Raw genomic sequence first — 24,550 nt, forward strand, 5'->3', positions numbered from 1 at the left:
CGTGACCGGAAGTGGGTCGGCGTACGGGTGCGGACGGTCGCATCCAGGCCGTTGCCGTCTCGTTGCACGGGTGAGCAACGCACCCGACGGCGACGTCCGGTCGATGCCACCTCGACGAGGAGGAGGAACGGTATGGGCGAGAGCACGAGCCGCGTGGCCTACATGCGCCGCTGTGACTCCGGCGACCGTTGGCCCGGACAGGGACGCCGGATGCCGCGGGCCCAGTCGTCGCGCGTGGTGGACCTCCTGCTGGCCGCCCGCCGCCTCCTCGACGACGGCCGCCTCCCGCACCCCGAGCACGTCGTCGACCTCGGGTCGGCCCGCGCGGTGCTGCGGTCGGTGTGGGCCGAGGCCATGTCCTCGCTCGGCTCCGGCTCGGCCCCGTCGCCGGAGCTGGTGAGCATGCTCGGCGAGGTCAAGGAGATCGACGAGCAGCTCCTGCTCGACCAGCTCGCCCACCAGGACCGCGCGCTGCAGCGCGTCCGCGCCGCGCTCGCCCAGCTCGGCGAGGCCCGCACCAGCACCGCCCTGCTCGACACCGCCGCCTCGACCGCCTGCGGCCTCGGCTTCGACCGCTCGATCGTCTCGCGCGTCGCGGACTCCCTCTGGATCCCCGAGCGCGTGCACGTGGAGCGCGACCCGGCCTGGGCCGAGGAGATCCTCGCGATGGGCCGCACCCATCCGCAGACCCTCGACGGCCGGATCGTCGAGACCGAGATGGTCCGGCGCCGCACGTCGCTGCTGGTCGACGAGGTGCAGGAGCGCCCCGGGGTCAACCGGCCCATCGCCGACGCCTCGATGTCGCGCAGCTACTGCGCCGCGCCGATCGTGGTGCACGGCGTCGTCGCCGGGTTCGTCCACGCCGACTGCTACTACCAGCAGCGCAACGTCGACCCGCTCGACCGTCAGCTGCTCACCCTCTACGCCCAGGGGCTCGGCCAGGCCCTGTCCCGCACGATGGTCCTCGACGAGATGGACCAGATCCGGGCCGATGTCGACCGGCTCGCCCGCCGCGTCACCGACGCCCGCGAGGGCGACCTCGGCGACGGCTGGTGGGGCCACGGCGAGAACGGCCGGATCACTGAGGGCGCCCCGGTCACGCACACCGGCCCGCAGCGCAGCGTCGTCGACGGCTTCCTGCGCTCCGCGCCGGTCGACCCGTCGCTCACCCGCCGCGAGGTCGAGGTCCTGCGGCTGATGGCCACCGGCGACACCAACGCCCGCATCGCCAGCCGCCTGGTGATCTCCGAGGGCACGGTGAAGTCGCACGTCAAGCACATCCTGCGCAAGCTCGGCGCGGCCAACCGGGCCGAGGCCGTCTCGCACTGGCTGCGGGCCGAGCACGACCGCTCCGGGCGGGCCGCCGCCGGTCCGGCCGGGTACCGGTGACCGCCGGCGCCCGGGTGTCGCGGGGCGCGCTGCCCACCCCCCTGCGGGAGTACCTGCACCGGCTCGACGTCGCCGCCCGGCACCTGTCGTTCACCGCCCGCCAGGACCTGCGCTCGCACGTCTGGACCGAGGTGGCACGCACCGCCGGTCCCGCACCGACCGAGGACCGGCTCGTCCGCGCCCTCGACCGCCTCGGCCCGCCCGAGGCCCTCGTTCCCACCCCCGCGGGGGGTACCTCCCCGGTACTCCGCGACCCCGTGGTGGTGCACCTGCTCGGCTGTTCCCTGCTGACCGCGGGGGTGACCGGGCTGATCGGGCTGGTCCGGGTCTGGCGTGCGCCGACCTGGCCGGTCCGCGACGCGCTGACCGCCACCGTCCTGGTGGTGGCCGGCGCCGTCGCACTGCCCCTGCTGACCGGGATCCACCCGGTCGCCGGGGCACTGCTCGGCGGCCTCGGGGCGGGAGCCCTGTCGGCCGCGCTCGTCCTCGGTGCGGTGCTGTTGATCCAGCGTCGGGCCCAGCGCAGGGCACTCCGTACGGAGCACGCCGCAGAGCCGGTCGCCGGTACCACCGATACCCCCCCAGGGGGAGGGTGATCCGCCCCCCACGGGAGGTGTGACCCCCTCTCCCGCGGAGCGACACTTCCGATCGGTGGACCCGGACTGTTTCCGGCCCCGCACTCGAAGGAGAGTTATGACCACGCCTGGGACCCTCACCCAGACGCCCGACGAGACCGTCGAGGTACCGCGCAGGACGGCGGGTTCCGGCGGGTCGGGCGTGCTCAGGAAGGTCGCCGACCCGTTCGTCACGGCCGGCGAGATGTGGCAGCTGATGGTCAAGGTGTTCGTCCTTGCCGTCCGCAAGCCCGTCGGCTTCTGGGCCGACACCCGAGACCAGTGCTTCGACATCCTCAAGCTCACCTGGCTCCCGATGTCCCTCGCGGCGTTCGGGTTCGGGTTCGGTGCCCCCGGCCTGACCGGTGGGGCGATCTTCTACACCTTCGGCATCCCGTACCGGCTCGGCGCGTTCTTCGAGTTCGCGTCGGTCCGCGAGTTCGCCCCGTTCATCAACGGGATGGTCGTCGCGGGTGTCGTCGGTACGGCGATCACCGCCGACCTCGGCGCCCGCCGCATCCGCGACGAGATCGACGCCATGGAGGTCCTCGGCGTCGACCCGATCCGGACGCTGGTGCTGCCGCGGGTGCTGGCCTGCACGATCATGACCGCCGTCCTGGACATCCTGGCGCTGGTCGTCGGCCTGGTCAGCGGCTACGTCGCGGCCGGCCCGATCTTCGACGCCAGCTACGCCGGCTACTACGGCTCCCTGTTCGACCTGCTCAACACGGTCGACCTCTGGGGCAGCGTCGTGAAGTGCGCGATCTACGGCCTGATCATCGGCGTCGTCTGCTGCTACGTCGGGCTCAACGCCAAGGGCGGCCCGATCGGCGTGGGGAAGGCGGTCAACCAGGCCGTCGTCATCTCCTTCGCCGGCATCTGGGTCATCAACTTCGTGTTCACGCTGACCATGCTCGGCCTGAACCCGCAGATGAGCGTCTACAAGTAAGGGAGGTGTCACGGACATGACGCAGCTCGACGACCGGGGGCCCCAGGGCGACCCCGACCGCACCGAACTCCGGGCACCTGCCAAGGAGGGCGTGGACGTCAGCCTCGGCTCGATCACCGGCAAGCTCAAGACCGGTCTCACCGAGGCCGGCGACATCGGCCGCTTCACCGCCGACGTCGTCCGGGACTTCCCGGACATGTTCCGCCGCTACGTGCCCGAGGTGTTCCGCCAGGCGGGCATCCTGATCTTCAGCTCCGCTCTGATCATCTGGTTCATGATGTTCATCATGGGCGGGCAGTGCGGCCTGGAGGCCAGCTACACGCTCAAGCAGATCGGCGCCCCGCTCTACTCGGCGGTGTTCGACGCCTACTGCGGCCTGCGCGAGCTCTCGGTCTACATGTGGGGCTGGATCCTCGCGGCCAAGGTCGGGTGCGGCTACGTCGCCGAGATCGGCTCGATGCGGATCTCCGACGAGATCGACGCCATGGAGGTCATGGGCATCAAGTCCAAGTCCTTCCTGGTCGGCACCCGGATCGCGGCCACCGTGATCGCCGTGCCGTTCATGTACTTCGTCGGCCTGGCCATCCTCTACGTGGCGATGTACCTGGTCACGGTGGTGAACCTCGGCGGTGTCTCACCCGGCGGGTTCCTCTACCTGTTCTGGCTGTACCAGAGCCCGTACGACATGTTCGCGGTGATGGTCAAGATCATGACCGAGTCCATCGTGATCGTCGGCGTGGGTCTGTACTACGGCTACAACGCCAGCGGGGGACCGGTCGGCGTCGGCCGGGCCACCGCGAAGTCGATGATCATCAACCTGGTGCTGATCTCGGTCATCGGGACCATCGGCACGCTGGCCTTCTGGGGGCTCGAGACGAACTCCCCGATCGCCAACTGAGTCCCTCCGGGGCCCGCGCCGCCACATCCCCTGCGGCCGGGCCCCGGAGCCCCGCACCCCGACGACATCCCCCGCCCCCGACGAAGACTCCCCCCGCCACGGCCCGGCCCTCCCCAGCCGGCCACGGACCGGACGTCGCTCCCCGCCGCCCGGTCCATCGCACCGCGCCCGCTCCCCGGATCGCAGTGCCCGTTCCCCGCACCACCGCAGGACGCGGACGCCGCGTCCACGGTCCCCCGGAAGCCTCCGGGGACCGCTCCCGCAGCACGTGATCCGCGTGCCGGCTCCCCCGCGCCGGCACGCGCCAGGTCGTCCAGGAGGATCAGTGACCTCGCCGAACCAGCCGCGGCACACGCCATCGGGCTCCGAGTACCCCACCCAGCAGATTCCACCCGTCCACGACGGGGGGACCCAGGCCACGGCCACCCGTGGCCCCGGCTGGTCGACCGAGACCCGGGAGTTCCGGTACGGGACCGACCCGATCCTGCAGGTCGAGGGGCTCGCCAAGTCGTTCGGCAGCACCCAGATCCTGAAGAACATCAACTTCAACTTCCAGCACGACGCCATCACCACCGTGCTGGGCCCGTCCGGTACCGGTAAGTCGGTGCTGATCAAGCACCTGGTCGGCCTGCTCGCCCCGGACCGCGGCGCGGTCTACGTGGGCGGCGTCGACATCTGGTCGATGAGCGAGAACGAGCGCTACGACATGCGGACCCGGTTCGGCGTCTGCTGGCAGGACGGCGCGCTGTTCGGCTCGATGAACCTCTACGACAACGTCGCCTTCCCGCTCCGCAAGCACACGCGGATGTCGGAGAAGGAGGTCGAGAAGACGGTCATGACCGCGCTCGACGAGGTCGGTCTGGCCAAGGCCGCGCACAAGGCGCCGAACGAGGTCTCCGGCGGCATGAAGAAGCGCGCCGGCTTCGCCCGCGCGCTGGTGATGAACCCCGACATCGTGCTGTTCGACGAGCCGGACTCCGGTCTCGACCCGGTCCGCACCTCGCTGCTCTGCGACATCATCATGGACGTCCACAACCAGCACGGCGGCACGTACCTGCTGGTCACGCACGACATCAAGACCGCCCGCAAGGTCAGCGACTACGTCGGCCTGATCTGGAAGGGCGAGGTCGTCCACTACGGACCGGCGCACGAGGCGTTCGAGCACCAGGACCCGTTCGTCAAGCAGTTCCTCGCGGGGCAGTCCGCCGGACCCCTCGGGATGGACTGAGCGATGAGCGGAATCCTGGGCAAGCTCGCCGCCGGTGTGGTGGCGCTGCTCGTGATCGGGGGTGTGTTCGTCGCCGTCGGCGGGACGCAGCCCTACACGGTCAGCGCCGTCCTGCCGGCGGGCAACCCGAACCTCATCCCCGGTGCGCCGATCTACATCGACGGCTTCCAGGCCGGGAAGATCTCCTCCGTCCGGCCCGAGGAGGGCCACGCGGTCGTCGAGTTCACCGTCGACGACGGCCTCGCCCCGCTGCACGCCGGCGCGTTCGTCCACGTCCAGTGGAAGGCCGTCGTCGGTGAGCGCCTGCTGTTCGTGCAGGACGGCCCCAAGGACTACGCCGAGATCCCCAGCGGCGGCATGGTGCAGGGCGACTTCCCGAAGCCGACCGAGGTCGCCGACGTGCTCGCCGCCCTCGACGAGCCCACCCGGGCGCGCCTGACCAGCCTGGTCGGGACCCTGCAGAACACCGTCACCGGGCACGAGCAGGACCTCAACGCCACCGTCAACACCGCCGGACCCGCGCTCGCCGCGGTCGGCAACGTGCTGCGCGGCATCGGCACCGACGGTCCCGCGATCTCCAAGCTGGTCACGGACCTGAACGGCACCGTCGACACCCTGGCCCAGCGCCAGCAGGACCTCGGCGCCGTCGTCGACGAGCTGGGCACCAGCACCCGCGCGACGGCCGCCCAGCGCGAGCAGCTGCGCGCCGCGCTGGCCAAGCTGCCCCCGACGCTGCGCACCGCGCAGGGCACCCTGAACAAGGTCCCCGGCGTCACTGACGAGGCCCTGCCGCTGCTGGAGGACCTGCGTCCGGCGACGGAGAAGCTGCCCGGCGTGTCCGAGCAGCTCGCCCCGCTGCTGCAGGACCTGCGGCCGCTGGTCGCCGACCTCAAGCCCACCCTCGAGGCGGCGTCGGCGCTGCTGGACCGCACCCCGGGCCTGCTCGACTCCTCGAACCGCGCGCTGCCGGGGCTCGCCGAGACCGCGGGCGGCTACGCGCCGGTGCTCGAGGCGTTGCGCCCCTACACCCCCGAGGTCGTCGGGTTCCTCTCCACGTGGGGCTCCGCCGCCCAGAACTTCGACTCGAACGGCCGTTACATGCGGATCTTCGCGCAGGCCGGCCCCGCCACGCCGGTCATCTACCCGCCGGGCGTCACGCCGCCGGGGATCGTCCCCAACCTGAACCCGGCCCCCGGCTCGGCCGACGAGACCTCCGGCAACGGCAAGCAGAACCCGGGCGCGCCGCTCCTGCCGCAGCTCGGTGACGCCAGCGGGGAGGGCCCGCGATGAGCTCGACCCTGGGCTTCTCCCGCTGGCGGATCCTGGCCGTCGGCCTCGTCGCGCTCCTCGCGGGCACCGGCGCCGCGGCCGGCATCTCGAACGCCGAGTCCGGCCGGATCGTGATCGCGGAGTTCACCGACGTCAGCCCGATCCTCGCGGGCCAGCAGGTCAAGATCAACGGCGTCACGGTCGGCGAGGTGGGCCAGCTGCAGTTCGACCCGCAGCGCAAGGTCGCCGAGGTCCCGCTGCGCGTCGACGCGCGTGCCCTGCCGATCCACTCCGACGCGAAGGTGACCGTCGCCCCGGTCTCGCTGCTCGGTGAGCGCTTCCTCAACCTGAACACCGGCACCCCGGGCTCGCCCGAGCTGCCGATGAACACGCCGATCGGTGTCGAGCGGACCGGCCAGGAGGCCGACCTGCAGAACATCCTCGACACCCTGGACGACCCGACGGCCGGCGCGCTGGCCGCGCTGGTCACCACGCTCGGCCAGGGCACGCAGAACAACGGCGAGAACATCCAGAAGACCCTCGCCGCGCTCGCCCCGGCCATGAAGGACACCAACCAGCTCGTCGGCGTCCTGTCCGACCAGAACGAGCTGCTCGGCCGGGTCATCGACCAGGTCGAGCCGGTCACCGGCGCACTCGCCGTCGACCAGGGCAGGCGGCTCGACGGCCTGGTCGCCTCGACCACGTCGCTGCTCGACACCACCGCCGCCCGCGACGCGCAGCTGCGCGGCACCCTGCAGGAGCTCCCCGGCACCCTGGCCGCGGCCCGCGCCACCCTCGGCGAGCTCGCCGGCACGGCGCAGTCCACCGCGGTCACCCTGGGCAACCTGCGGCCGACCACCGACAACCTGGTGGACATCAGCCGCGAGCTGCAGCGCTTCGCCGACTCGGCGGACCCGGCGCTGGCCTCGGCCGACCCGGTCCTGGACCGGGCGAGCGAGCTGCTCGACCAGGCGCAGCCGGTCGCCGCGGAGCTCCGGGCCGCGGGCCCGGACCTGCAGCGCACCGTCACCGGCGCCGAGCCGATCGTCCGTGACCTCAACGGCAACCTCGGCAACGTCCTCGGCTTCATCCGGAACTGGGCGCTGACCACCAACGAGAAGGACGGGCTGTCCCACTACTTCCGGGCCAGCTACGTGCTCAACGGCGACCCGGTCACCGGCTTCGTGCCGGGCGGGCTGCCGGACATGGCGCCCGCGCCCGCCCCGGACGCCACCCCGAACCAGCAGGTGAACGAGCCCGCCCCGTCCCAGCCGGGACCGGGGACCGCGGCCCAGCCGGGTCAGGACTCCAACACCCTGCTGCAGAGCCAGCCCACCCCCGAGAGCAGCGCCACCGGGCTCAGCCCCGAGCAGGAGCAGGGCGCGCTCGGAACACTGCTGGGAGGCCAGTGATGGCGAGTGCCAAGCCCAAGCGCGGCGCGCGCTTCCGGTCCGGCCTGATCGGCCTGCTGATGTTCGTCGCGGCCGGGTTCTTCCTCTACGTCGCGCTGAACGCCCAGAAGGGGCTGCCCTTCGCCCAGCACGAGTTCCGCACCGCCGCGGTGTCGGACACCGGTGACCTCGCCGTCGGCAACGACGTCCGGGTCGGCCAGGTCCGCGTCGGGCGCGTCGACGACATCACCGTCGCCGACGGCGTCCCGCAGGTCCGGATGCAGCTCGACGACGCCGCGACCGAGGTCTTCAAGGACGGCTCGGCCGCGGTGACCGGCCGGTCCGGTCTCGGCCAGCAGTACCTGGACCTCGACATCGGGCACGAGCAGGCCGGCCTCCTCGGCGAGGACGACGTCCTGCCGGTCCAGCGCTCCCGCGGTGCGGTGCAGCTGCTGGACCTGGCCAAGGTCTTCGACCCGGCCACCCAGGACGCCACCCGCGGTGCCCTCCAGCAGCTCGGCAACGGCGCCGCCGGACACGGCCAGGACCTGCAGGACGTGGCGAAGGCCGGTCCGCAGATCCTGCCCTCGCTCGGCACGACCGCCCGGTCGCTGTCGGTCGACGGCGGCCGCGACCTGACCGGCATGCTCCAGTCCCTGGAGAGCCTGTCGTCCCGCTTCCAGGGCCGCGAACAGGAGATCTCCTCGCTGGTCGGCCAGCTCGACACCACGTTCGCGGCGATCAACGCGGACAAGGGCAAGGCGCTCGGGGACACCCTCGACATCGCCCCCGAGGCGCTGCCGGCCGCCCGCAAGGCCCTGGAGGACCTGCAGCAGCCGCTCGCGTCGACGAACTCGGCGATGACGCAGCTGCAGACCGGTGCCCGCTCGCTCGGCGACGCCACCCCGGACCTGCGGGGCGTGCTGGTCGAGGCCCCGCAGCCGCTGGACAAGCTGCCCGGTGTCTCCGACTCGGCCGAGCCCGCGCTCGGCTCGCTGACCCCCGCCGTCGCCGACGCGCGCCCCGTCGCGCCGAAGGTGACCCAGGGAGTCGGCTTCGCGAACACCCCGCTGCAGGTGCTGGCGCCCTACTCGCCGGAGATCGCGCAGTGGTTCACCAACGCCAGCTTCGCGCTGTCCGACGGTGACGCCGCCGGCCACCACCTGCGGTTCACGCTGATGGTCCGGCCGGAGTCCTTCGCCGGTGCGGCGGGTCTGCCCGACCCGACGCGGGCGGGCGACCCCTACCCGGCCCCCGGCCAGGCACCGAACGACGCCTCGCTCGGCCTGCTGCCCGCCCCGGGCCCGTCCAACCGGACCCCCCAGGAGCAGCCCGGCCAGGGCGACAGCGCCGCCGGCGGCGGCCTTCTCGGAGGTAACTGATGAGCGCCCCCGCACAGGGCACCACCGCCACGCCGCGGCTGCGGCGCCGCCTCCCGCTCTGGGTGGCCGCGCTCGCCGTCATCGGCCTGATGCTGCTGTCGCTGGTCCTCGGGCTGTTCAAGCCGCAGGTCACGACGCTGCTGATGAAGCTGACCGGGTCCGAGACCCGCACCATCCACTTCGCCGCGAACCAGTTCCTGTTCGAGGACGCGTCGAAGGCGAAGGTCGCCGGTGTCGACTCCGGTGTCGTCAGCTCGGTCGACCCGGCCCCCGACGGCGGCGCGATCGTGACCGTCGTGGTCGACCCGAAGGTCGTGAACACCGTCGGCGACCAGCCGTCGGCGCGCCTGCGGCCCACGACCCTGCTGTCCGGCCTGTTCTACATCGACATCGTCCCCGGCGGTGACCGCACCGCGGAGTGGACCCAGCAGATCCCGGTGGACCGCACCCGGCTGCCCACCGAGGTCGACGACGTCGCCGAGCGCCTGCAGCCCGACGCCCTGGAGGGCGCGAAGGTCGCGGTCACCCAGTTCGACGAGACCCTCGGCAACGCCGGCGGCAACGAGGCGCTGCACGAGCTCCTCGCCGCGGCACCGGGGACCCTCGGCCCGGGCGCCGGGGTCATCGAGTCCCTGCGCGGCACCCAGCCGGAGAAGGACCTGACCGAGGTCGTCCGGGGCCTGCAGCGGACCACCGGCACGCTCAACCGCGAGCCCGGTCAGCTGGACGGCATCGTCGCGAACCTGCAGGACACCACGCAGGTCATGGCCGAGACCTCCGGGCCGGTCGCGGACGCGATCAACAAGCTGCCCGGCGTCCTCGACACCACCGACGCCGGCCTCAAGCGGCTCGACGTGTCGCTGGACAAGCTGCGCGACACCGCGGGCCCGGCCCGGCCGACCGTCCAGGAGCTCGACGGGTTCCTGGGGCGCGCCGAGCCGGTGCTCGCCAACGCCCGCCCGCTGGTGTCCGACCTGCGCGGCGCGCTGGTCGACACCCGGCCGCTGGTCGAGGGCCTCATCCCGGCCAGCGAGGGCGCCACCAGGGTCTTCGACGACCTGCCCGCTCCGCTCGAGCGGCTCAACGGTCCGGTCCTGGACTCGCTGAACACCCCGTTCGTCGGGGAGGGCCCCTACTCCGCGGTCGACAACCGCGGTGTCCCGCTCAAGGACGAGGTCGGCCACATGTTCTCGAACCTGAACAAGACCGGCGCCTACGTCGACCCCAACGGGCACGCGGTGTCCTTCCACCCCGGTCCCGGGCTCGGCACCGTGCCCGGCCTGGGCTCGGTGAGCCTGGAGAACATGTTCCAGCAGATCTTCCACGGGACGGGTGGTCGATGATGACGGCAACTCCCACACCTGCACCGGAGGCCCCGCGGGGCCTCGGCGCCCGGGTGCGGTCCGGTCTGGACCGCGTCCGGAACGAGCCGGGGCTGGGCCGCAACGTCATCGCGCTCGGCGTGGTGATGGTGCTCGGGCTCGTCTGCGGGGGCTACATCCTGTCCCAGCAGCGGTTCGTCGCTCCGTGGGCGAACGAGAAGATGGTCTACGCGACCTTCTCCGAGACCCCGGCGCTCGCTCCGGGCCGCGGCCAGGAGGTCCGGATGTCCGGCGTCCCGGTCGGCGACATCCGCTCCTCGGAGCTGACGCCGGAGGGCACCGCCCGGGTGCTGCTGGCGATAGACCGCAACGACTACGACGGCCCCGTCTACGACAACGCCACCGTGGTCCTGCGGCCGAAGAGCCCGCTGAACGAGATGTACATCGAGATGGACCCCGGCACCCCGGCCGGCAAGGTCCTCGACGACTACGGCGTGCTGCCCGTCGCCAACGCCAAGCCGCCGGTGCAGATCGACGCGGCACTGGCCCACCTGGACCAGAACGCGCTGGCCGCGGTGCAGTCGCTGCTGGAGGCCTCGGACGTCGCGCTGGCGACGGCGCCGCAGGACCTCCCGCAGGGCGTGCGCGCCACCACCGAGGTGGTCAACCGGCTCAAGCCGGTCGTCGACCAGCTCGACCGGCGCCGCGACAACCTCGCCCGCCTGGTCACCTCGATCGGTCAGCTGTCCACCGCCGTCGGCGGCGACGAGAAGCGCCTCACCACCCTGGCGAACTCGCTGTCGACCACGCTGAAGACGGTGTCCGCGCAGAGCCAGGCCCTGCGCGACTCGCTGAACCAGCTGCCCGGCGTCGTCGACAACCTGGGTGCGGCCACCGGCAACGTCCAGCAGCTGTCCGACCAGCTCGACCCGACCCTGGACAACGTCCGGGCCGCCTCGGAGCAGCTGCCGGACGCCCTGGACCGGCTGACCGACACCGTCGACACGCTCGACACCACCGTCGACAAGGCCCGCCCGGTCGCGCAGAAGCTGAAGCCGGTCGCGGCGGACCTGCGCCCGTTCGTGAACGACCTGAACGGGACGCTGCCCGCGCTGAAGGAGATCTCCGGCCGGCTCGACCCGGTCACCGCGGGTCTCCAGCAGTACCTGCCGGACCTGAACGCCTTCGTCTACCAGACGTCGTCGGTCACCAGCCTGCGCGACGCCAACGGCGGCATCCTGCGCGGTCTGCTCCAGTTCGGCCCGACCACCATCCCGGCGCCCGGCGCCGACGAGCTCACCCAGACGCCCCGGTAAGGAGGTGACCCCCGGATGAAGATCCCCCACTCCGCGCTCCCCGCGATCAGGACGACGATCCTGCTCGCCTTCACCGCGGCGTCGGCGTTCGTGTTCCTGTTCTTCTGGACCTCGGTCGGCGGCTACGTGCCCGGATACACCCAGAAGCAGTACACGACGGCGTTCCACGTCGACAAGGTCAACAACCTGGTCCCGCAGTCCGACGTCACCCTCAACGGGGTGAAGGTCGGCAAGGTCCTGACCGTCGAGGCGACCCCGGACGGGCGCGCCGACGTGCTCGTCAACATGACCGACGCCGACGCCATCCCGCTGCACGAGGGCGTCACCGGCCGGATCAACTCGAAGACCCTGGTCGAGGAGACCTACGTGTCCCTCGTCGACGGCCGCGGTGCCGAGCTGCCCGACGGCAGCCGGCTCCCGGACGGCGCCGTCCAGTCGGCGGTGCTGCTCGACGACCTGATCCGGACCCTGCCCGAGGACCGCCGCGTCGCGCTGGCCTCCACCCTGCAGTCGCTGGGTGCGGCCACGAAGGACTCCCAGGCCGGCGTCGACGGTGCCCTGGCCGGCCTCGGCCAGCTGGGCCGCGAGGGCGGCACCGCCCTCGACGCGCTCGCCGCGCAGTCGAAGGACCTGGAGCAGCTGTCGCAGAACACCGCCGCGGTGCTCGCCGCGCTGGACATCCAGCGCGGCCGCATCGCCGACCTGGTGACCGACGCCAACCTGGTCACCGAGGTCACCGCGAACAGCCGCACCGACCTGGAGAACACCATCCGGGAGCTGCCGCCGACGCTGAAGGCGGCCGACGACGCCAGCGACGACCTGTCCCGGCTCGCCGGCGGGCTCGGCCCGGTCGCGGCGAACCTGGACCGGGCGGCACCGGCGCTCAACGCCGCGCTCAACGAGCTCCCGGCCACCACCCGCGACCTGCGGGGGCTGCTGCCCTCGCTCGACGCGACCCTGGGCAAGGCCCCGGTCACCCTGGACAAGGTCCCGCAGTTCTCCGACGACCTGCGTGCCCTGCTGCCCGAGGCCGACCGCGCCCTGCTCCAGCTCAACCCGATGCTGGAGTACCTGAAGCCCTACGGCGGCGACATCTACCAGTTCTTCACCAACTTCGGTGAGACGGTGTCGCGCGGCGACGCCAACGGCACGCTCCTGCGCGTGATGCTGGTGTTCCACGCGCAGTCGTTCGCGGGGAACCCCGTCCCGCTGAACGAGATCCCGCCGCTGGACGACAACAACCCGTACCCGCGGCCGGGCACCCAGAACAGCCCGGAGGACGACGCGCCCCCGCCGCAGGTGGCCGACCCCGGACCGGCGAACCAGTCGCCGCCACCCGGACCGGCTCCCACGGTCGGGCCGCAGTCCGAGGGCGACGCCGCCCGGGGCAGCCGGCCGGCACCGGAGCCGGAGCCGTCCGGTGGTGGACTGTTCGGGCTGGGCGGATGATCCGCCGCCTCCGCACGACCCTCGAAGGGCGTAGCGCCGCATCCGCGGCGCTGCGCCCTTCGGGGCGTTCCGGCCTCGTCCTGATCATGGTGCTGGTCCTGGCGGCGCTGACCGCGGTGGGCGTGTCCCGGGTGAAGGTCGAGACCGGCGTCGAGTCGTTCCTGCCCTCGTCGGACCCGTCGGTGCAGCGCTACGCCGAGCTCGCCCGTTCCTTCGGCGGTGACCCGATCGTCGTGCTGCTGCGGGCCCCGCAGGCCCCCGGCCTGCTCGACCGGGACGTGCTGCCGCAGGTGCTCGGCGTCGAGGGCAGGCTGTCGCAGCTGCCGGACGTCGCGTCGGTCTACGGCCCGGCGACCACGCTGAACCAGCTGGCGTCGCAGTCGCAGAAGCTGCTCGCCGAGCTCACCGGCCGCCGCGACGGGCTGCAGCGCGCCGCGGCGATCACCGCCGAGCAGCGCGGCGAGGACCCGGTGGCGGCCGGCAACGCGGCCGTCGCCGCCTTCGACGCCCGCTACGGCCCGCTGATCGTGCAGGGCCTGCCCGTCGGGCTGCCGACGCTGCGCAACCAGCGCTTCATCGACCACTCGATCATGGGATCGGGCGGTGAGCCGCGGCCGCAGTGGCGCTACGTCGTCCCCGACGACCGGTCGCTGGCGATCCTGGTCCGCCCCCGTGAGGGACTCGACCAGGCCGGGACCGAGCAGCTCGTCGCCGCGGTGAACGACACCGTCGCGCAGGCCCAGCTGCCCGCCGAGGCGACCGTCTCCGGCGTCCCCGCGATCACCGCCTCGCTCGGTGTCGCGGTGGACCGGGAAGCCCCGGTCCTCGGTGCCGTCGCGGTCGTCGCGATCGGCCTCTGTCTGTTCCTGGTCCCGTGGACCCGGCGGCGACGGCGGCTGATCCCGCTGGCGGTGACCCTCGCCGCGACGGCCGCGACGCTGGCCGTGCTCGGCTGGGCCGGGCGCCCGGTCTCGCTCGGGGTCGTCGCGTTCCTGCCGGTGCTGGTCGGGCTCGGCAGCTACTACCCGACCTACTTCGCCCGCGGGGCGCGGCCGCGGACGGTCGTGGTCGTCGCGGCGGGCACGGCGGCCGGGTTCGGCGCGCTGCTCCTCTCGCCGCTGCCGTTCGTGCGCGACCTCGGGTCGACCCTGGCCCTGGGTGTCGCGTTCGCGGTGGCCCTCGGCTGGTTCGTCTACCGGCCCGGAGGCTGGGCCGGCCCGGACCGGCCCGCGTCCGACGCGCAGGCCGACCCCGCGACCGACCCCGCACCCGATGCCGCCGCCGACCCGGCCGACCCGGCCGACACGGCCGACACGGACCCGGCCGCCCCCGACGCCGACCCGGCCGACGCCGGTGCACCCGCCGGCGACGACGCGGCGGCGCCGGACGGGCCCGGGCCGGTCACCCGCCCGGGCCGGTCGCGGCTGGTCGCGGTCGTCCTGGCCGGGCTGGTCGCGGTCGGCGGCTGGGCCACGCTGCCCTTCCTGCCCCTGCAGACCAGCGTCGACGCGCTCTCGGCGGGCCTGCCCGCCGTCGACGACGCCACCCGGGTCGAGCAGGTCCTCGGCTCCGGCGGCGAGCTCGCCGTCGTCCTGCGCTCCACCGACGGGACGGGCGACGTGCTCACCCCGCAGGCCTGGGAGTGGATGACCACGGCCCAGCAGCAGATCGTGCGGCTGCACGGCGACGAGGCCCGGCCCGCGCTGTCGGCGCCGTCGCTGCTGTCGTTCCTCGGCCCCACCCCGGACCAGGAGCAGATCCGCGCCGGGGTCCGGCTGCTGCCGCCGTACCTCACCGGGGCCGTGCTGCGGCCCGACGGCGAGGTCGCGGTGCTGTCGTTCGGTGTCCGGCTCGACGACCTCGACCGGCTCCGCCGGCTGACCGACGCCATCACCGCCGAGCTCCCCCCGGCCCCGCCCGGCTTCGTCGCCGAGGTGTCCGGGCTGCCCGCCGTCGCGGTGCAGGGCTACGAGCTCGTCTCGGCCGACCGCTACCTCGCCGGCACCGCCGGTCTGGTCGCGGCGGCGCTGGTGCTCGCCGTCGGGCTGCGGCACCGCCGCGACGCGCTGCGCGCCGCACTGGCCGCCGTGCTCGCGACGGGCGCCAACCTGTTCATCCTCTGGGCGTTCGGCATCCCGCTGAACCCGCTCACCGTCGCGCTCGGGTCCCTGACCGCCGCGGTCGGCTGCGAGTTCACCGTCATGACCTGCGACGCCGTCCGCTCGCGCGACCCGCGCCTGCGGACCGCGGTGACCCTGGCCGCCCTCACCTCGGGCACCGGGTTCGCCGTGCTGGCGCTGTCCGACCTCGCCCTCATGCGCGAGTTCGGGCTGCTGCTGGCGCTGTCCGTACTGCTGTCCTACCTGGCCGCGCGGCTCGTCGTGCGGGCGTTCCCGCCCGCGCACGGCACGGCCGGACCCTCCCGGAGTACCCCCGCCCGGGAGAAGCTCGTTGGAGTGATGTGATGCGAGTGAAGTCCACACTGGCGTGGATCGCCGGCGCCGCCCTCGACCGGATCCGGACCACCTGGACCGGCCGGATCGTGGCGGGCGTCCTCGTCCTCGCCCTCGTCGCCGGGATCGGCGGCGGGGTCTGGTGGAAGATGCAGCAGGTCCCCGACGGCGCGGCGCTGGCCGTCGGCGACCGGGTCGTGACCGTCACCGACCTCGACGACCGGGTGCAGACCCTGCGGGCGCTCTACGGCGTCCAGCCCCCGGTCGAGGACCCGGTGAAGATGGACGGCTTCCGCCGGGACGCCGCCAAGGCCGTCGCGCTGAGCATGGTGCTGGAGGACCGGGCGACCGAGATGGGCGTCGGCATCGCCGACGCGAAGGTCCGCCAGACCCTCGACCAGTACATCACCCAGCAGCTCGGCAACGGCCCCGGCGCGCGCGACGACTTCATCAAGGTCCTCGGCAACGTCGGCACCACCGAGGACAAGGTGATGACCGAGGTCCGCCAGCAGATGGTGGTCGGCGAGCTGTTCGACCGGGTCACCAAGGACGTGACCGTCACCGACGACGACCTGCGCGCCGAGTTCCCGAAGTACGCCGAGCGGCTCGGGACCCCGGAGAAGCGCGACCTGTCCAACATCGTCGTCGCCAGCAAGGAGGCCGCCGAGAAGATCGCGGCCGACCTGCGGGGCGGCGCCGACTTCGCGACCGTCGCGCGGGCCAGCACCATCGACAACGCCACCCGCGCGAACGGCGGCGCACTGGGCCCGATCAGCGCCGACCAGCTCCAGCCCGACTACGCGAAGGCCGCCTTCGGCGCCCCGGCCGGCCAGGTGTTCGGCCCGGTGCAGAACCAGTTCGGCTGGAACGTCGGCCGGTCCGGCGCGGTGACCCCGGGCGTCCCGGCGAACTTCGACCAGGTCAAGGACCGGCTCCGCGAGCTGGTGCTGTTCGACCGCCGGATCAGCCTCTGGGGACAGTGGATGACCGACTCGCTGGCGAACGGCGACGTCCGCTACGCCGACGACTACCGCCCCGCCGACCCGGACACCGCCCCCACCGGCGCGAGCCCGGGCCTGCCGTCGGGCACGCCGCAGACGGTCCCGCCCGCGCCGGGCGGTGGCGGGTGAGTCCTGCCTGGACCGTCCTGACCTTCGCGGGTCTCGGCGTCCTGCTCGCCCTGATGGGGTGGGCGGGACGCCGGCACGCGGCGGGCCTCGGCGCCGTCCCGGGGATGCCCGCCGAGCTGCAGCAGCACCGGGTCGCCGTCATCCGCCGCGGCGCGACGGCCTGCCTGGTGGTCGGCGTCGCGTTCGTCGTGATCGGGGTGCTGGCACCGCTGCTGTGAGGCCGTCACGGCACCGCCGACACGGGAGAGCCCCGGCCGGGATCCGGCCGGGGCTCTCCCGTGCGGGTCAGCGGACGGTCGCCGCCGGGACCGGGTCGCCGTTCGGGTTCAGCGGCATCCAGGTCCCGCCGAAGGCCTCGACGCCCTGGCCGGTCACCGCACCCGGGGCCGCGTCGCCCGCGAAGCGGTGCAGGAGGTGCCCGGCGTAGGTCACGACCTGCTCGCCGCCGGCCGTCGGGGTGGTGCCCAGCACGTCGGTGCGCAGCGGGTTCAGCGCCGCGTCGGCGGGGTGCGGTACGCCCTCGGCGACGTAGGCCGGCCACTGCGCGAGGCAGTCACCGGTGCAGTCCCCGGCCGGGACGCGGGCGTACAGCACCCGGCCCTGCCCGTCGGCGAGCACCGCGCCGGCCGCCGAGGTGACGACGTCGACGGTCGTGTCGCCGCCGGCGAGGGTGAACCGCTCCTCGGGGGCCGCGGGCCCGGGGGACGAACAGGCGCCGAGGGTGAGGGCGGCCGCGGCGAGGAGCAGGGCGGCACGGTGGCGGGACGGGGTGGGCACGGTTCCTCCGGACGGTGGGGGTCGGTGGGCTGGGGCTCAGCGGGTGAGCAGCAGGAAAAGGCAGTACGAGGTGACCAGCGCCAGCACCACGAGTGCCGGCACCAGCAGCCGCGGGTCCAGCTCGATCGTGCGGGAGCCGCGGCGTGGTCCGTCCAGCTCGGCGCGGGTCGCGTCCGGGTCGGGCGGGCCGAGGAAGTCCGAGATGCGGAAGCGGCGGTCGAAGTCGTCGGAGTCGGTGACGCCGTGCAGCAGCTCCGACGGCGGCCCGCAGGCCACGATCCGGCCGTGGCACAGGATCGCGACGGTGTCGGCCAGCTCCCGGGCCAGCGCGATGTCGTGCGTGGTGACCAGCACCGTCGCCCCCGTGCGCTCGTGCTGCTCCCGGACGGCCGCGACGAGCGTGCCCGCGTGCGCGGCGTCCAGCCCGGTCTCCAGCTCGTCCAGGACGAGCACCGGGGCCTCGACGGCGAGCGTGCGGGCGATCGCCAGCCGCTTGCGCCCGTGCGCGGGCAGCTCGGCGGGCAGCGCGTCGGCCCGGTCGTGCAGCCGCATCTCGCGCAGCCGGTGCATCGCGACCCGCTCGACCCGCTCCGGGGACAGGCCGCGGCCGTCGAGGGCGTAGGTGAGGTTGTCGTAGGCCGACAGCGACCCGAACAGCGACGACTCGAACACCGACGGCCCGCCGAACAGCACGCTCATGCCGCGCCGCAGCCGTCGCAGCTGGGCCTCGCCCGCCGCGTGCACGTCGACGCCGTCGACCGTGACGGTGCCCCGGCCGGGGGCGACGAGCCCGGCGAGGTGACGGACCAGGGTGGTCTTGCCCGAGCCGGACGGTCCCATCAGGACGGTGACGGTGCCGGGCGCCAGGTGCAGGCCGAGCCGGAACAGCACCGGGGTGTCGTCGATCATCGTCGTGACGTCGGTGAAGTCGATCGCGGGCCCGCGGGGGGACTCGCCGGACACGGGTCCCGTCATCGCACCAGTGGACGCCGTCGCGGCGGGCCGCTCGTCTCCCGGGGGTGGTGACTCCCTCTCCCGTAGTGGGTGTCCCTGCGCGTGGAGGGGTCCGTACGGCCGGACGGGCGCTCTAGCCTGCGGCCATGAGCGAGCAGGTGCGGAGCCGGTCCACGATGCCGTGGGCACTGGTGGTGTCGGCCGCCGCGTGGATGCTGACCGCGGTGCTGCTGGCCGTCGCGTGGGCGGGGTTGCGGCCCGAGTCGACGGTCGACGAGGACACCGCGAGCACGCTGGCCGGGCAGGGCGCCCCCGTCGTCGAGGTCGGGACGACCGCGCCGTACCCGGCGTGGCTGCTGCTCCTGCTCGCGGTGCTGCTCGTCGCAGCGGGCGCCGGCCTGGCGCTGCGCCGCCGCGCGGCCCGTTACCCCGCGGTCGTCCTGTCCGTTGTGTCGGTGGTGCTCCTCGCCTCGGCGGGGCGCTGGGAGACCGTCCCGGCGATGGTGCTGCTTGTGGTGGGGACCGTCCCGCTGCTGACACCCTCCGCGCTGCGACACCTGCGCTGAGCCGACCGAAGGGAGACCTCGTGGCCGTCCCGGGGTTCGACTGGTTCTCCGACCGCGTGGACTGGGTCAGCCTGGTCCGCGGCGCCTCGCTGGCGTTCAGCGTGCTGGTGATCGGCGGCCTCGCCGCGCCGCTGGGCTCGCAGATCCCGGTGGTCGGCCCGGCCTGGCTGATCATCACCGCGGTCGTCGCGTTCGTGCTGGCCGGCTACCGGATCGGCGACGCCGTCGACCCGCGGGTGCACGGCGCCGGCGCGGCCGTCGCGGGGTACCTGCTCGTGCTGCCGCTGGTCGTCCTCGGCACCGGGGGCCTCGACCCGACGCAGCTGGTCCTCACCCTGCTCACCGCGGTGGTCATGGGCGCGATCGCCGGGCACCTCGCGGGCCGGAACCGGGACCGCCGCCCCGCCTGACCGGGCCGCGTTCCCGAGCGGGGGAGGAACCACCCCCTCGGGAGGGATGCCGGGTCACCCGGTGTGCCGACACGATGCGGGCTGCGACGGCGGTGCCTCGCCCCGGCGCCGTTCCGACCCACTCTCGAAGGGGAGAGCAGCCCGTGTTCCCAGGGACCCATGCGCGCACCCGGCCCGACCACCCGGCGGTCGTCCAGCCCGAGACCGGCCGTACCACGACCTACGCCGAGCTCGACGACCGTTCGCGCCGGATCGCCCACGTCCTGCGCGACGCCGGACTGCGCCGCGGCGACCACGTCGCGTTCGTCTCCGACAACGCCCCCGAGGTCTTCGAGATCTACTGGGCCGCGCTGCGCTCGGGCCTCTACGTCACCGGGATCAACCACCACCTGTCCCCGGACGAGGCCGCCTACATCGTCACCGACTGCGGCGCGCGGGTCCTGTTCGCCTCGGCCGCCAAGCGCGAGCTGGCCGAGGCGCTCGTGGACCGGACGCCCGGCGTCGAGCGCCGCTTCGCCTTCGGGGGAGCGGTCGAGGGCTACGAGGCCCTCGGCGCGGCCATGGAGCTCGCCCCCGACGAGCCGCTGCCCGAGCAGCCCCGCGGTGCGGACATGCTCTACTCCTCGGGCACCACCGGCCGGCCGAAGGGCATCAAGCCCGCGCTGCCGACCATCCAGGTCGACGAGCCCGGTGACCTCTACACCGCGGTGTTCGGCCCGATGTACAAGTTCGGCGAGGACACCGTCTACTACTCCCCGGCGCCGGTCTACCACGCCGCGCCGCTGCGGTTCGGCGGCATCGTGCACGCCCTCGGCGGCACCGTCGTCATGGCGCAGAGGTTCCGGGCCGAGGACACCCTGGAGCACCTCCAGCGCTACCAGGTCACGCATGGACAGTTCGTGCCGACGATGTTCGTGCGCATGCTCAAGCTCGACGACGAGGTCCGGAACTCCTACGACGTCTCGTCGCTGCGGGTGGCCGTGCACGCGGCCGCGCCGTGCCCGGTCGACGTCAAGCAGAAGATGATCGACTGGTGGGGCCCGGTCCTGCACGAGTACTACTCCTCGACCGAGGGCAACGGCGTCACCTTCATCGACTCGGCGGCCTGGGCGGAGAAGCCCGGCAGCGTCGGCAAGGCGGGCCTCGGCGTCATCCGGGTGTGCGACGACGACGGCAAGGAGCTCCCGACCGGCGAGGTCGGCACCGTCTACTTCGAACGCGACGTCCCGCCGTTCGAGTACCACAACGACCCCGAGCGGACCCGCGACGCGCGCCACCCCGAGCACGAGAACTGGTCCACCACCGGCGACGTCGGCTACGTCGACGACGACGGCTACCTGTTCCTCACCGACCGCAAGGCCTTCATGATCATCTCCGGCGGGGTGAACATCTACCCGCAGGAGGTCGAGGACGTCCTCACCCTGCACCCGAAGGTCTACGACGTCGCCGTGATCGGCGTGCCCGACCCGGAGATGGGCGAGCAGGTCAAGGCCGTCGTGCAGACCCCCGAGGGCGTCGAGGGCTCCCCGGAGCTCGAGGCCGAGCTGCTGGAGTTCGTCCGCGAGCGGATCGCGCACTACAAGGCCCCGCGCAGCGTCGACTTCGCCGCGGAGCTGCCCCGCAGCGCCACCGGGAAGCTCGTCAAGGGCGAGCTGCGCAAGCAGTACACCGAGGTCGCCCCCGCCTGACGGACGCGCCGCGACGGTCACCGCGCGGAACCGTCCGTCACGCACCGTGCATCCGTAGGGAGCACGGAACCACCCCCCGGGAGCGATGTGACCCCCCTCGCTCCCGGACAGCATTCGTACCACCGACGGCGCCCACTTCCGGGTGTCGGCACCAGCACTCAACGAGGAGATCGAGATGGGCTTCTTCGCCGACAGCAACGAGGTCGACAAGTACATCGGCGGCGTCTTCCGCGCGGCCAACGACCACCCGGAGTCGGGCCCGAAGATGCGCGCCGCGGACATCAACCTGCGGGTGCTCTACACCGACCCCGACACCGAGATGTGGGTCAAGATGCACGAGCCGGCCCTGGACGTGCACACCGGCGCCGACGAGGACAAGGCCGACATCACCCTGATGATGCGCGCCGACACCGGCGACAAGTTCTGGCGCGGTGAGTACAACCTCGCCGTCGGGCTGGCCAAGGGCGAGGTCAAGGCCAAGGGCCCGGTCAACAAGATCCTGAAGCTGGTCCCGCTGACCAAGCCGCTGTTCCCGATGTACCGCGAGCTGGTCGCCGAGAAGGACGCCTCCGCGAACGCCTGACCCACCCGACGACACAGGAAGGGACGCCGACGAGATGGCGACCATGAAGGCGGTCGTGCTCCGCGAGCCGCACAAGATCGAGGTCATGGAGGTCCCCAAGCCGGAGATCACCGACCCCGGTGACGTGCTGATGCGCGTCGACCTCACCGCGATCTGCGGTACCGACCTGCACCCCTACGAGGGCCGGATCGTGATCGAGGACGACGTCGTCCTGGGCCACGAGTTCCTCGGCACCGTCGAGGCGGTCGGGTCCGGGGTCAACCTGATCTCCGAGGGCGACCGGGCCGTCGCGTCGTGCGTCGTGAGCTGCGGGAGCTGCTACAACTGCCGCCGCAACCGTCCCGGCCAGTGCTTCGGCACGATGATCTTCGGTCTCGGCGTGACCTTCGGCAGCCTGTCCGGCGGCCAGGCCGAGTACGTGATCGTGCCGAACGCCGACCGCACGCTGCGCAAGCTCACCGACGAGGGCAAGGGCAACGACGAGGACAAGCTCTTCGTCGGCGACATCATGGCCACCGGCTACGAGGCCGTCCGCAAGTTCATCCAGCCCGGTGACACCGTCGCCGTGGTCGGCGCGGGCCCGGTCGGGCTCTGCGCCGCGATGGCCGCGAACGTGCTCGGCGCGTCCCAGACCGTCGTCGTGGACAAGGTCGCCTCCCGGCTCAAGGAGGCGGAGGCCATCGGCGCGATCCCGGTCAACGCCGACGAGACCGACCCGGCCGACGCCGTGCAGGACCTCACCGACTGGCGCGGCGCGGACGTCGTGATCGACGCCGTCGGCCACCCGTCGGCGCTGCTCTCGGCCTGCTCCCTGGTGCGCTCCGGCGGCGCCATCTCGATCCCCGGCGTCTACACCGAGGACTCGATCGAGCTGCCCTTCGGCGACCTCTACCTCAAGGGCGTCACCATCTCCCAGGGCGTCGCCAACATCACCAACTACATGGACGAGACGCTCGCGCTGATCGCCGCCGGCAAGCTCGACCCGAGCCGGTTCATCTCGCACCGGATGCCGATGTCGCAGGCGACGGAGGCGTACCGGATGTTCGAGGAGCGCGAGGCCACCAAGATCGTCCTGGACCCCACCGCATGACCGCCGGGACGACCGTCCGCCACTTCCCGATGCGGATCGGTGGCAAGGACGTGGACTCGAACGACCACCTGGAGATCCGCGACCCGCAGAACGGCGAGCTCGTCGCCACCGCGGCGTCGGGCGGGGCGGCGGTCATCGACTCCGCCGTCGACGCGGCCCAGGCGGCCTTCGACGACGGCGGCTGGTCCCGCGCCACCCCCGCACACCGCGCGTCGGTGATGCGGGCGATCGCGGACCGGCTCGGCGAGCGGCTCGACGAGATGGTCGAGCTGGAGATCATGGCCAACGGCGCCACCGTGCGGCAGGCCACCGGTTTCCACGTCGGCTACTGCGCCCCGCACCTGGAGTACTTCGCGGGCCTGGCGGAGCGCTACGAGTTCGAGACGCCCATGCCGCGGGCGACGTTCCCGGTGCTCGGCCAGTCGACGCTCCGCAAGGAGCCGATCGGCGTGGTCGGCGCGATCGCACCGTGGAACTTCCCGCTGCTGCTGTCGCTGTGGAAGTTCGCGCCGGCCCTGGCCGTCGGCAACTCGGTGATCCTCAAGCCGGACGAGAAGACGCCGCTGTCGGCGCTGGAGTTCGCCCGGATCGCCGAGGAGTGCGGGCTGCCGCCGGGTGTGTTCAACGTCGTCCCGGGCCCCGGCCCGGACGCGGGTGCCCGCCTGGCGTCGCACCCGGGCGTGGGCAAGATCGGCTTCACCGGGTCCACCGACGTCGGGCGCGAGATCATGCGCCTGGCCTCGGGCACGGTGAAGGCGGTGACCCTGGAGCTCGGCGGCAAGTCGCCGGCGCTGGTCCTCGACGACGCCGACCTGGACATCGCCGTCGACGGCGTGCTGTACGGCTGCATGCTCTACTCCGGCCAGGTCTGCGAGTCGATGACCCGGCTGCTGCTGCCGGACTCGCTGCACGACGAGTTCGTGGAGCGCATGGTCGCCCGGGCCTCCACCATCCAGCTCGGGGACACCCGGGACTGGGAGACCGACATGGGCCCGGTCGTCTCGGCGAAGCAGAAGGACCGCATCCTCGAGCTGATCCGGTCCGGCAAGGACGAGGGCGCCACCGCCGTCCTGGGCGGCGGAGAGGCCCACGTCGAGGGCTACGAGGGCGGCCACTGGATCCAGCCGACCATCTTCACCGGAGTCCGCAACGACATGCGGATCGCCCGCGAGGAGATCTTCGGCCCGGTGCTGTCGGTCATCCGCTACGGCTCCGAGGCCGAGGGCGTCGCCCTGGCCAACGACACCCAGTACGGGCTCGCGTCGTCGGTGTGGAGCCGCGACAACTCCCGTGCCCTGGACGTCGCCGAGAAGATCAAGGCCGGCTCGGTCTGGATCAACGACGCACACCAGATCAACTGCGAGGTGCCCTTCGGCGGGTACAAGCAGTCCGGTGTGGGCCGCGAGCTCGGCCCGCGCGCGCTGGACCCCTACGTCGAGGAGAAGAACGTCCACCTCGACCTGTCCGGCACCCGCGACGCCCGTCCGTACGACGTGCTGCTCAGCCACGCCGAGGACTGAGCACCCTCCCGGGCCCTCCCCGGCAACCGCCCGTGCCGGGGAGGGCCCCTCCCTCTCCCGTTGGGGGTACGACGTCGCCCTCCCGGGGTGACGCCCGCCCCCCACCCGTCTCCGCACACTGTTCCCCGACCGTGTGTCGCCAGCTTTCCGCCCGCGGAGCAGACCGCAGGGC

The 24,550-nt window shown here is 72.9% G+C and carries 22 protein-coding genes; 20 read left to right on the forward strand and 2 right to left on the reverse strand.

The window, feature by feature from the left end; translation table 11 throughout:
* Positions 1-132 precede the first annotated feature (132 nt).
* From KPL57_RS33750 to KPL57_RS33815, 14 genes are all read left to right on the forward strand, one after another.
* Complete coding sequence (locus tag KPL57_RS33750) at positions 133-1,389, forward strand: LuxR C-terminal-related transcriptional regulator (protein ID WP_226354645.1); 1,257 nt, start codon at positions 133-135, stop codon at positions 1,387-1,389.
* On the forward strand, positions 1,386-1,985 hold the full coding sequence (locus tag KPL57_RS33755) for a hypothetical protein (protein ID WP_226354646.1): 600 nt from the start codon (positions 1,386-1,388) through the stop codon (positions 1,983-1,985). The genes KPL57_RS33750 and KPL57_RS33755 overlap by 4 nt, the downstream gene beginning before the upstream one ends.
* Before the next feature lie 97 nt (positions 1,986-2,082).
* Entirely contained in the window at positions 2,083-2,952 is an 870-nt protein-coding gene (locus KPL57_RS33760; protein ID WP_226354647.1) for an ABC transporter permease, read from the forward strand.
* 16 nt (positions 2,953-2,968) lie between these two features.
* Entirely contained in the window at positions 2,969-3,850 is an 882-nt protein-coding gene (locus KPL57_RS33765) for an ABC transporter permease (RefSeq protein ID WP_178376681.1), read from the forward strand.
* Between the two features lie 481 nt (positions 3,851-4,331).
* Positions 4,332-5,078, forward strand: a complete 747-nt coding sequence (locus KPL57_RS33770; protein WP_051050105.1) for an ABC transporter ATP-binding protein — start codon at positions 4,332-4,334, stop codon at positions 5,076-5,078.
* A 3-nt stretch (positions 5,079-5,081) separates the two neighbouring features.
* Positions 5,082-6,368: an MlaD family protein gene (locus KPL57_RS33775; protein ID WP_178376682.1), complete on the forward strand. Its 1,287-nt coding sequence runs from the start codon at positions 5,082-5,084 to the stop codon at positions 6,366-6,368.
* A complete protein-coding gene (locus KPL57_RS33780; protein ID WP_226354648.1) occupies positions 6,365-7,759 on the forward strand; it encodes an MlaD family protein in 1,395 nt (464 codons plus the stop codon). Before KPL57_RS33775 ends, KPL57_RS33780 begins: the two co-directional genes overlap by 4 nt.
* A complete protein-coding gene (locus KPL57_RS33785; protein WP_226354649.1) occupies positions 7,759-9,120 on the forward strand; it encodes an MlaD family protein in 1,362 nt (453 codons plus the stop codon). The genes KPL57_RS33780 and KPL57_RS33785 overlap by 1 nt, the downstream gene beginning before the upstream one ends.
* Complete coding sequence (locus tag KPL57_RS33790) at positions 9,120-10,463, forward strand: MlaD family protein (protein ID WP_226354650.1); 1,344 nt, start codon at positions 9,120-9,122, stop codon at positions 10,461-10,463. The genes KPL57_RS33785 and KPL57_RS33790 overlap by 1 nt, the downstream gene beginning before the upstream one ends.
* Positions 10,463-11,758, forward strand: coding sequence for an MlaD family protein (locus KPL57_RS33795; RefSeq protein WP_226354651.1), 1,296 nt, complete (start codon positions 10,463-10,465; stop codon positions 11,756-11,758). Before KPL57_RS33790 ends, KPL57_RS33795 begins: the two co-directional genes overlap by 1 nt.
* Before the next feature lie 15 nt (positions 11,759-11,773).
* Positions 11,774-13,207, forward strand: coding sequence for an MlaD family protein (locus KPL57_RS33800; RefSeq protein WP_226354652.1), 1,434 nt, complete (start codon positions 11,774-11,776; stop codon positions 13,205-13,207).
* Positions 13,204-15,672: an RND transporter gene (locus tag KPL57_RS33805; protein ID WP_226354653.1), complete on the forward strand. Its 2,469-nt coding sequence runs from the start codon at positions 13,204-13,206 to the stop codon at positions 15,670-15,672. Before KPL57_RS33800 ends, KPL57_RS33805 begins: the two co-directional genes overlap by 4 nt.
* A gap of 5 nt (positions 15,673-15,677) precedes the next feature.
* Complete coding sequence (locus KPL57_RS33810) at positions 15,678-16,790, forward strand: peptidyl-prolyl cis-trans isomerase (RefSeq protein ID WP_226354654.1); 1,113 nt, start codon at positions 15,678-15,680, stop codon at positions 16,788-16,790.
* Entirely contained in the window at positions 16,787-17,008 is a 222-nt protein-coding gene (locus KPL57_RS33815) for a hypothetical protein (protein WP_226354655.1), read from the forward strand. Before KPL57_RS33810 ends, KPL57_RS33815 begins: the two co-directional genes overlap by 4 nt.
* A gap of 67 nt (positions 17,009-17,075) precedes the next feature.
* Here KPL57_RS33815 and KPL57_RS70530 read toward each other — a convergent pair whose 3' ends face one another.
* The gene (locus tag KPL57_RS70530; RefSeq protein WP_226354656.1) at positions 17,076-17,567 is read right to left on the reverse strand and encodes a hypothetical protein; all 492 of its coding nucleotides are present in this window, start codon (positions 17,565-17,567) and stop codon (positions 17,076-17,078) included.
* A gap of 36 nt (positions 17,568-17,603) precedes the next feature.
* Positions 17,604-18,542 carry an ABC transporter ATP-binding protein gene (locus tag KPL57_RS33825; RefSeq protein ID WP_226354657.1) on the reverse strand — a complete coding sequence of 313 codons (939 nt, stop codon included), beginning with the start codon at positions 18,540-18,542 and terminating at the stop codon, positions 17,604-17,606.
* A gap of 125 nt (positions 18,543-18,667) precedes the next feature.
* Between KPL57_RS33825 and KPL57_RS33830 the strand changes: the two genes are divergently transcribed.
* The 6 genes from KPL57_RS33830 (at position 18,668) to KPL57_RS33855 (ending at position 24,378) form a co-directional block, all read left to right on the forward strand.
* Complete coding sequence (locus KPL57_RS33830; protein ID WP_226354658.1) at positions 18,668-19,087, forward strand: hypothetical protein; 420 nt, start codon at positions 18,668-18,670, stop codon at positions 19,085-19,087.
* Positions 19,088-19,107: 20 nt separating this feature from the next.
* Positions 19,108-19,497 carry a hypothetical protein gene (locus KPL57_RS33835; protein ID WP_226354659.1) on the forward strand — a complete coding sequence of 130 codons (390 nt, stop codon included), beginning with the start codon at positions 19,108-19,110 and terminating at the stop codon, positions 19,495-19,497.
* 143 nt (positions 19,498-19,640) lie between these two features.
* The gene (locus KPL57_RS33840; RefSeq protein WP_226354660.1) at positions 19,641-21,185 is read left to right on the forward strand and encodes an acyl-CoA synthetase; all 1,545 of its coding nucleotides are present in this window, start codon (positions 19,641-19,643) and stop codon (positions 21,183-21,185) included.
* A gap of 142 nt (positions 21,186-21,327) precedes the next feature.
* Complete coding sequence (locus KPL57_RS33845; protein WP_226354661.1) at positions 21,328-21,768, forward strand: SCP2 sterol-binding domain-containing protein; 441 nt, start codon at positions 21,328-21,330, stop codon at positions 21,766-21,768.
* A gap of 34 nt (positions 21,769-21,802) precedes the next feature.
* Positions 21,803-22,858 (forward strand): alcohol dehydrogenase catalytic domain-containing protein, encoded by a 1,056-nt coding sequence (locus tag KPL57_RS33850; protein WP_226354662.1) that lies wholly within the window; start codon positions 21,803-21,805, stop codon positions 22,856-22,858.
* Positions 22,855-24,378, forward strand: coding sequence for an aldehyde dehydrogenase (locus KPL57_RS33855; protein WP_178376694.1), 1,524 nt, complete (start codon positions 22,855-22,857; stop codon positions 24,376-24,378). Before KPL57_RS33850 ends, KPL57_RS33855 begins: the two co-directional genes overlap by 4 nt.
* Positions 24,379-24,550: the final 172 nt, after the last annotated feature.

It is taken from the genome of Pseudonocardia sp. ICBG601 (genome assembly GCF_020496245.1).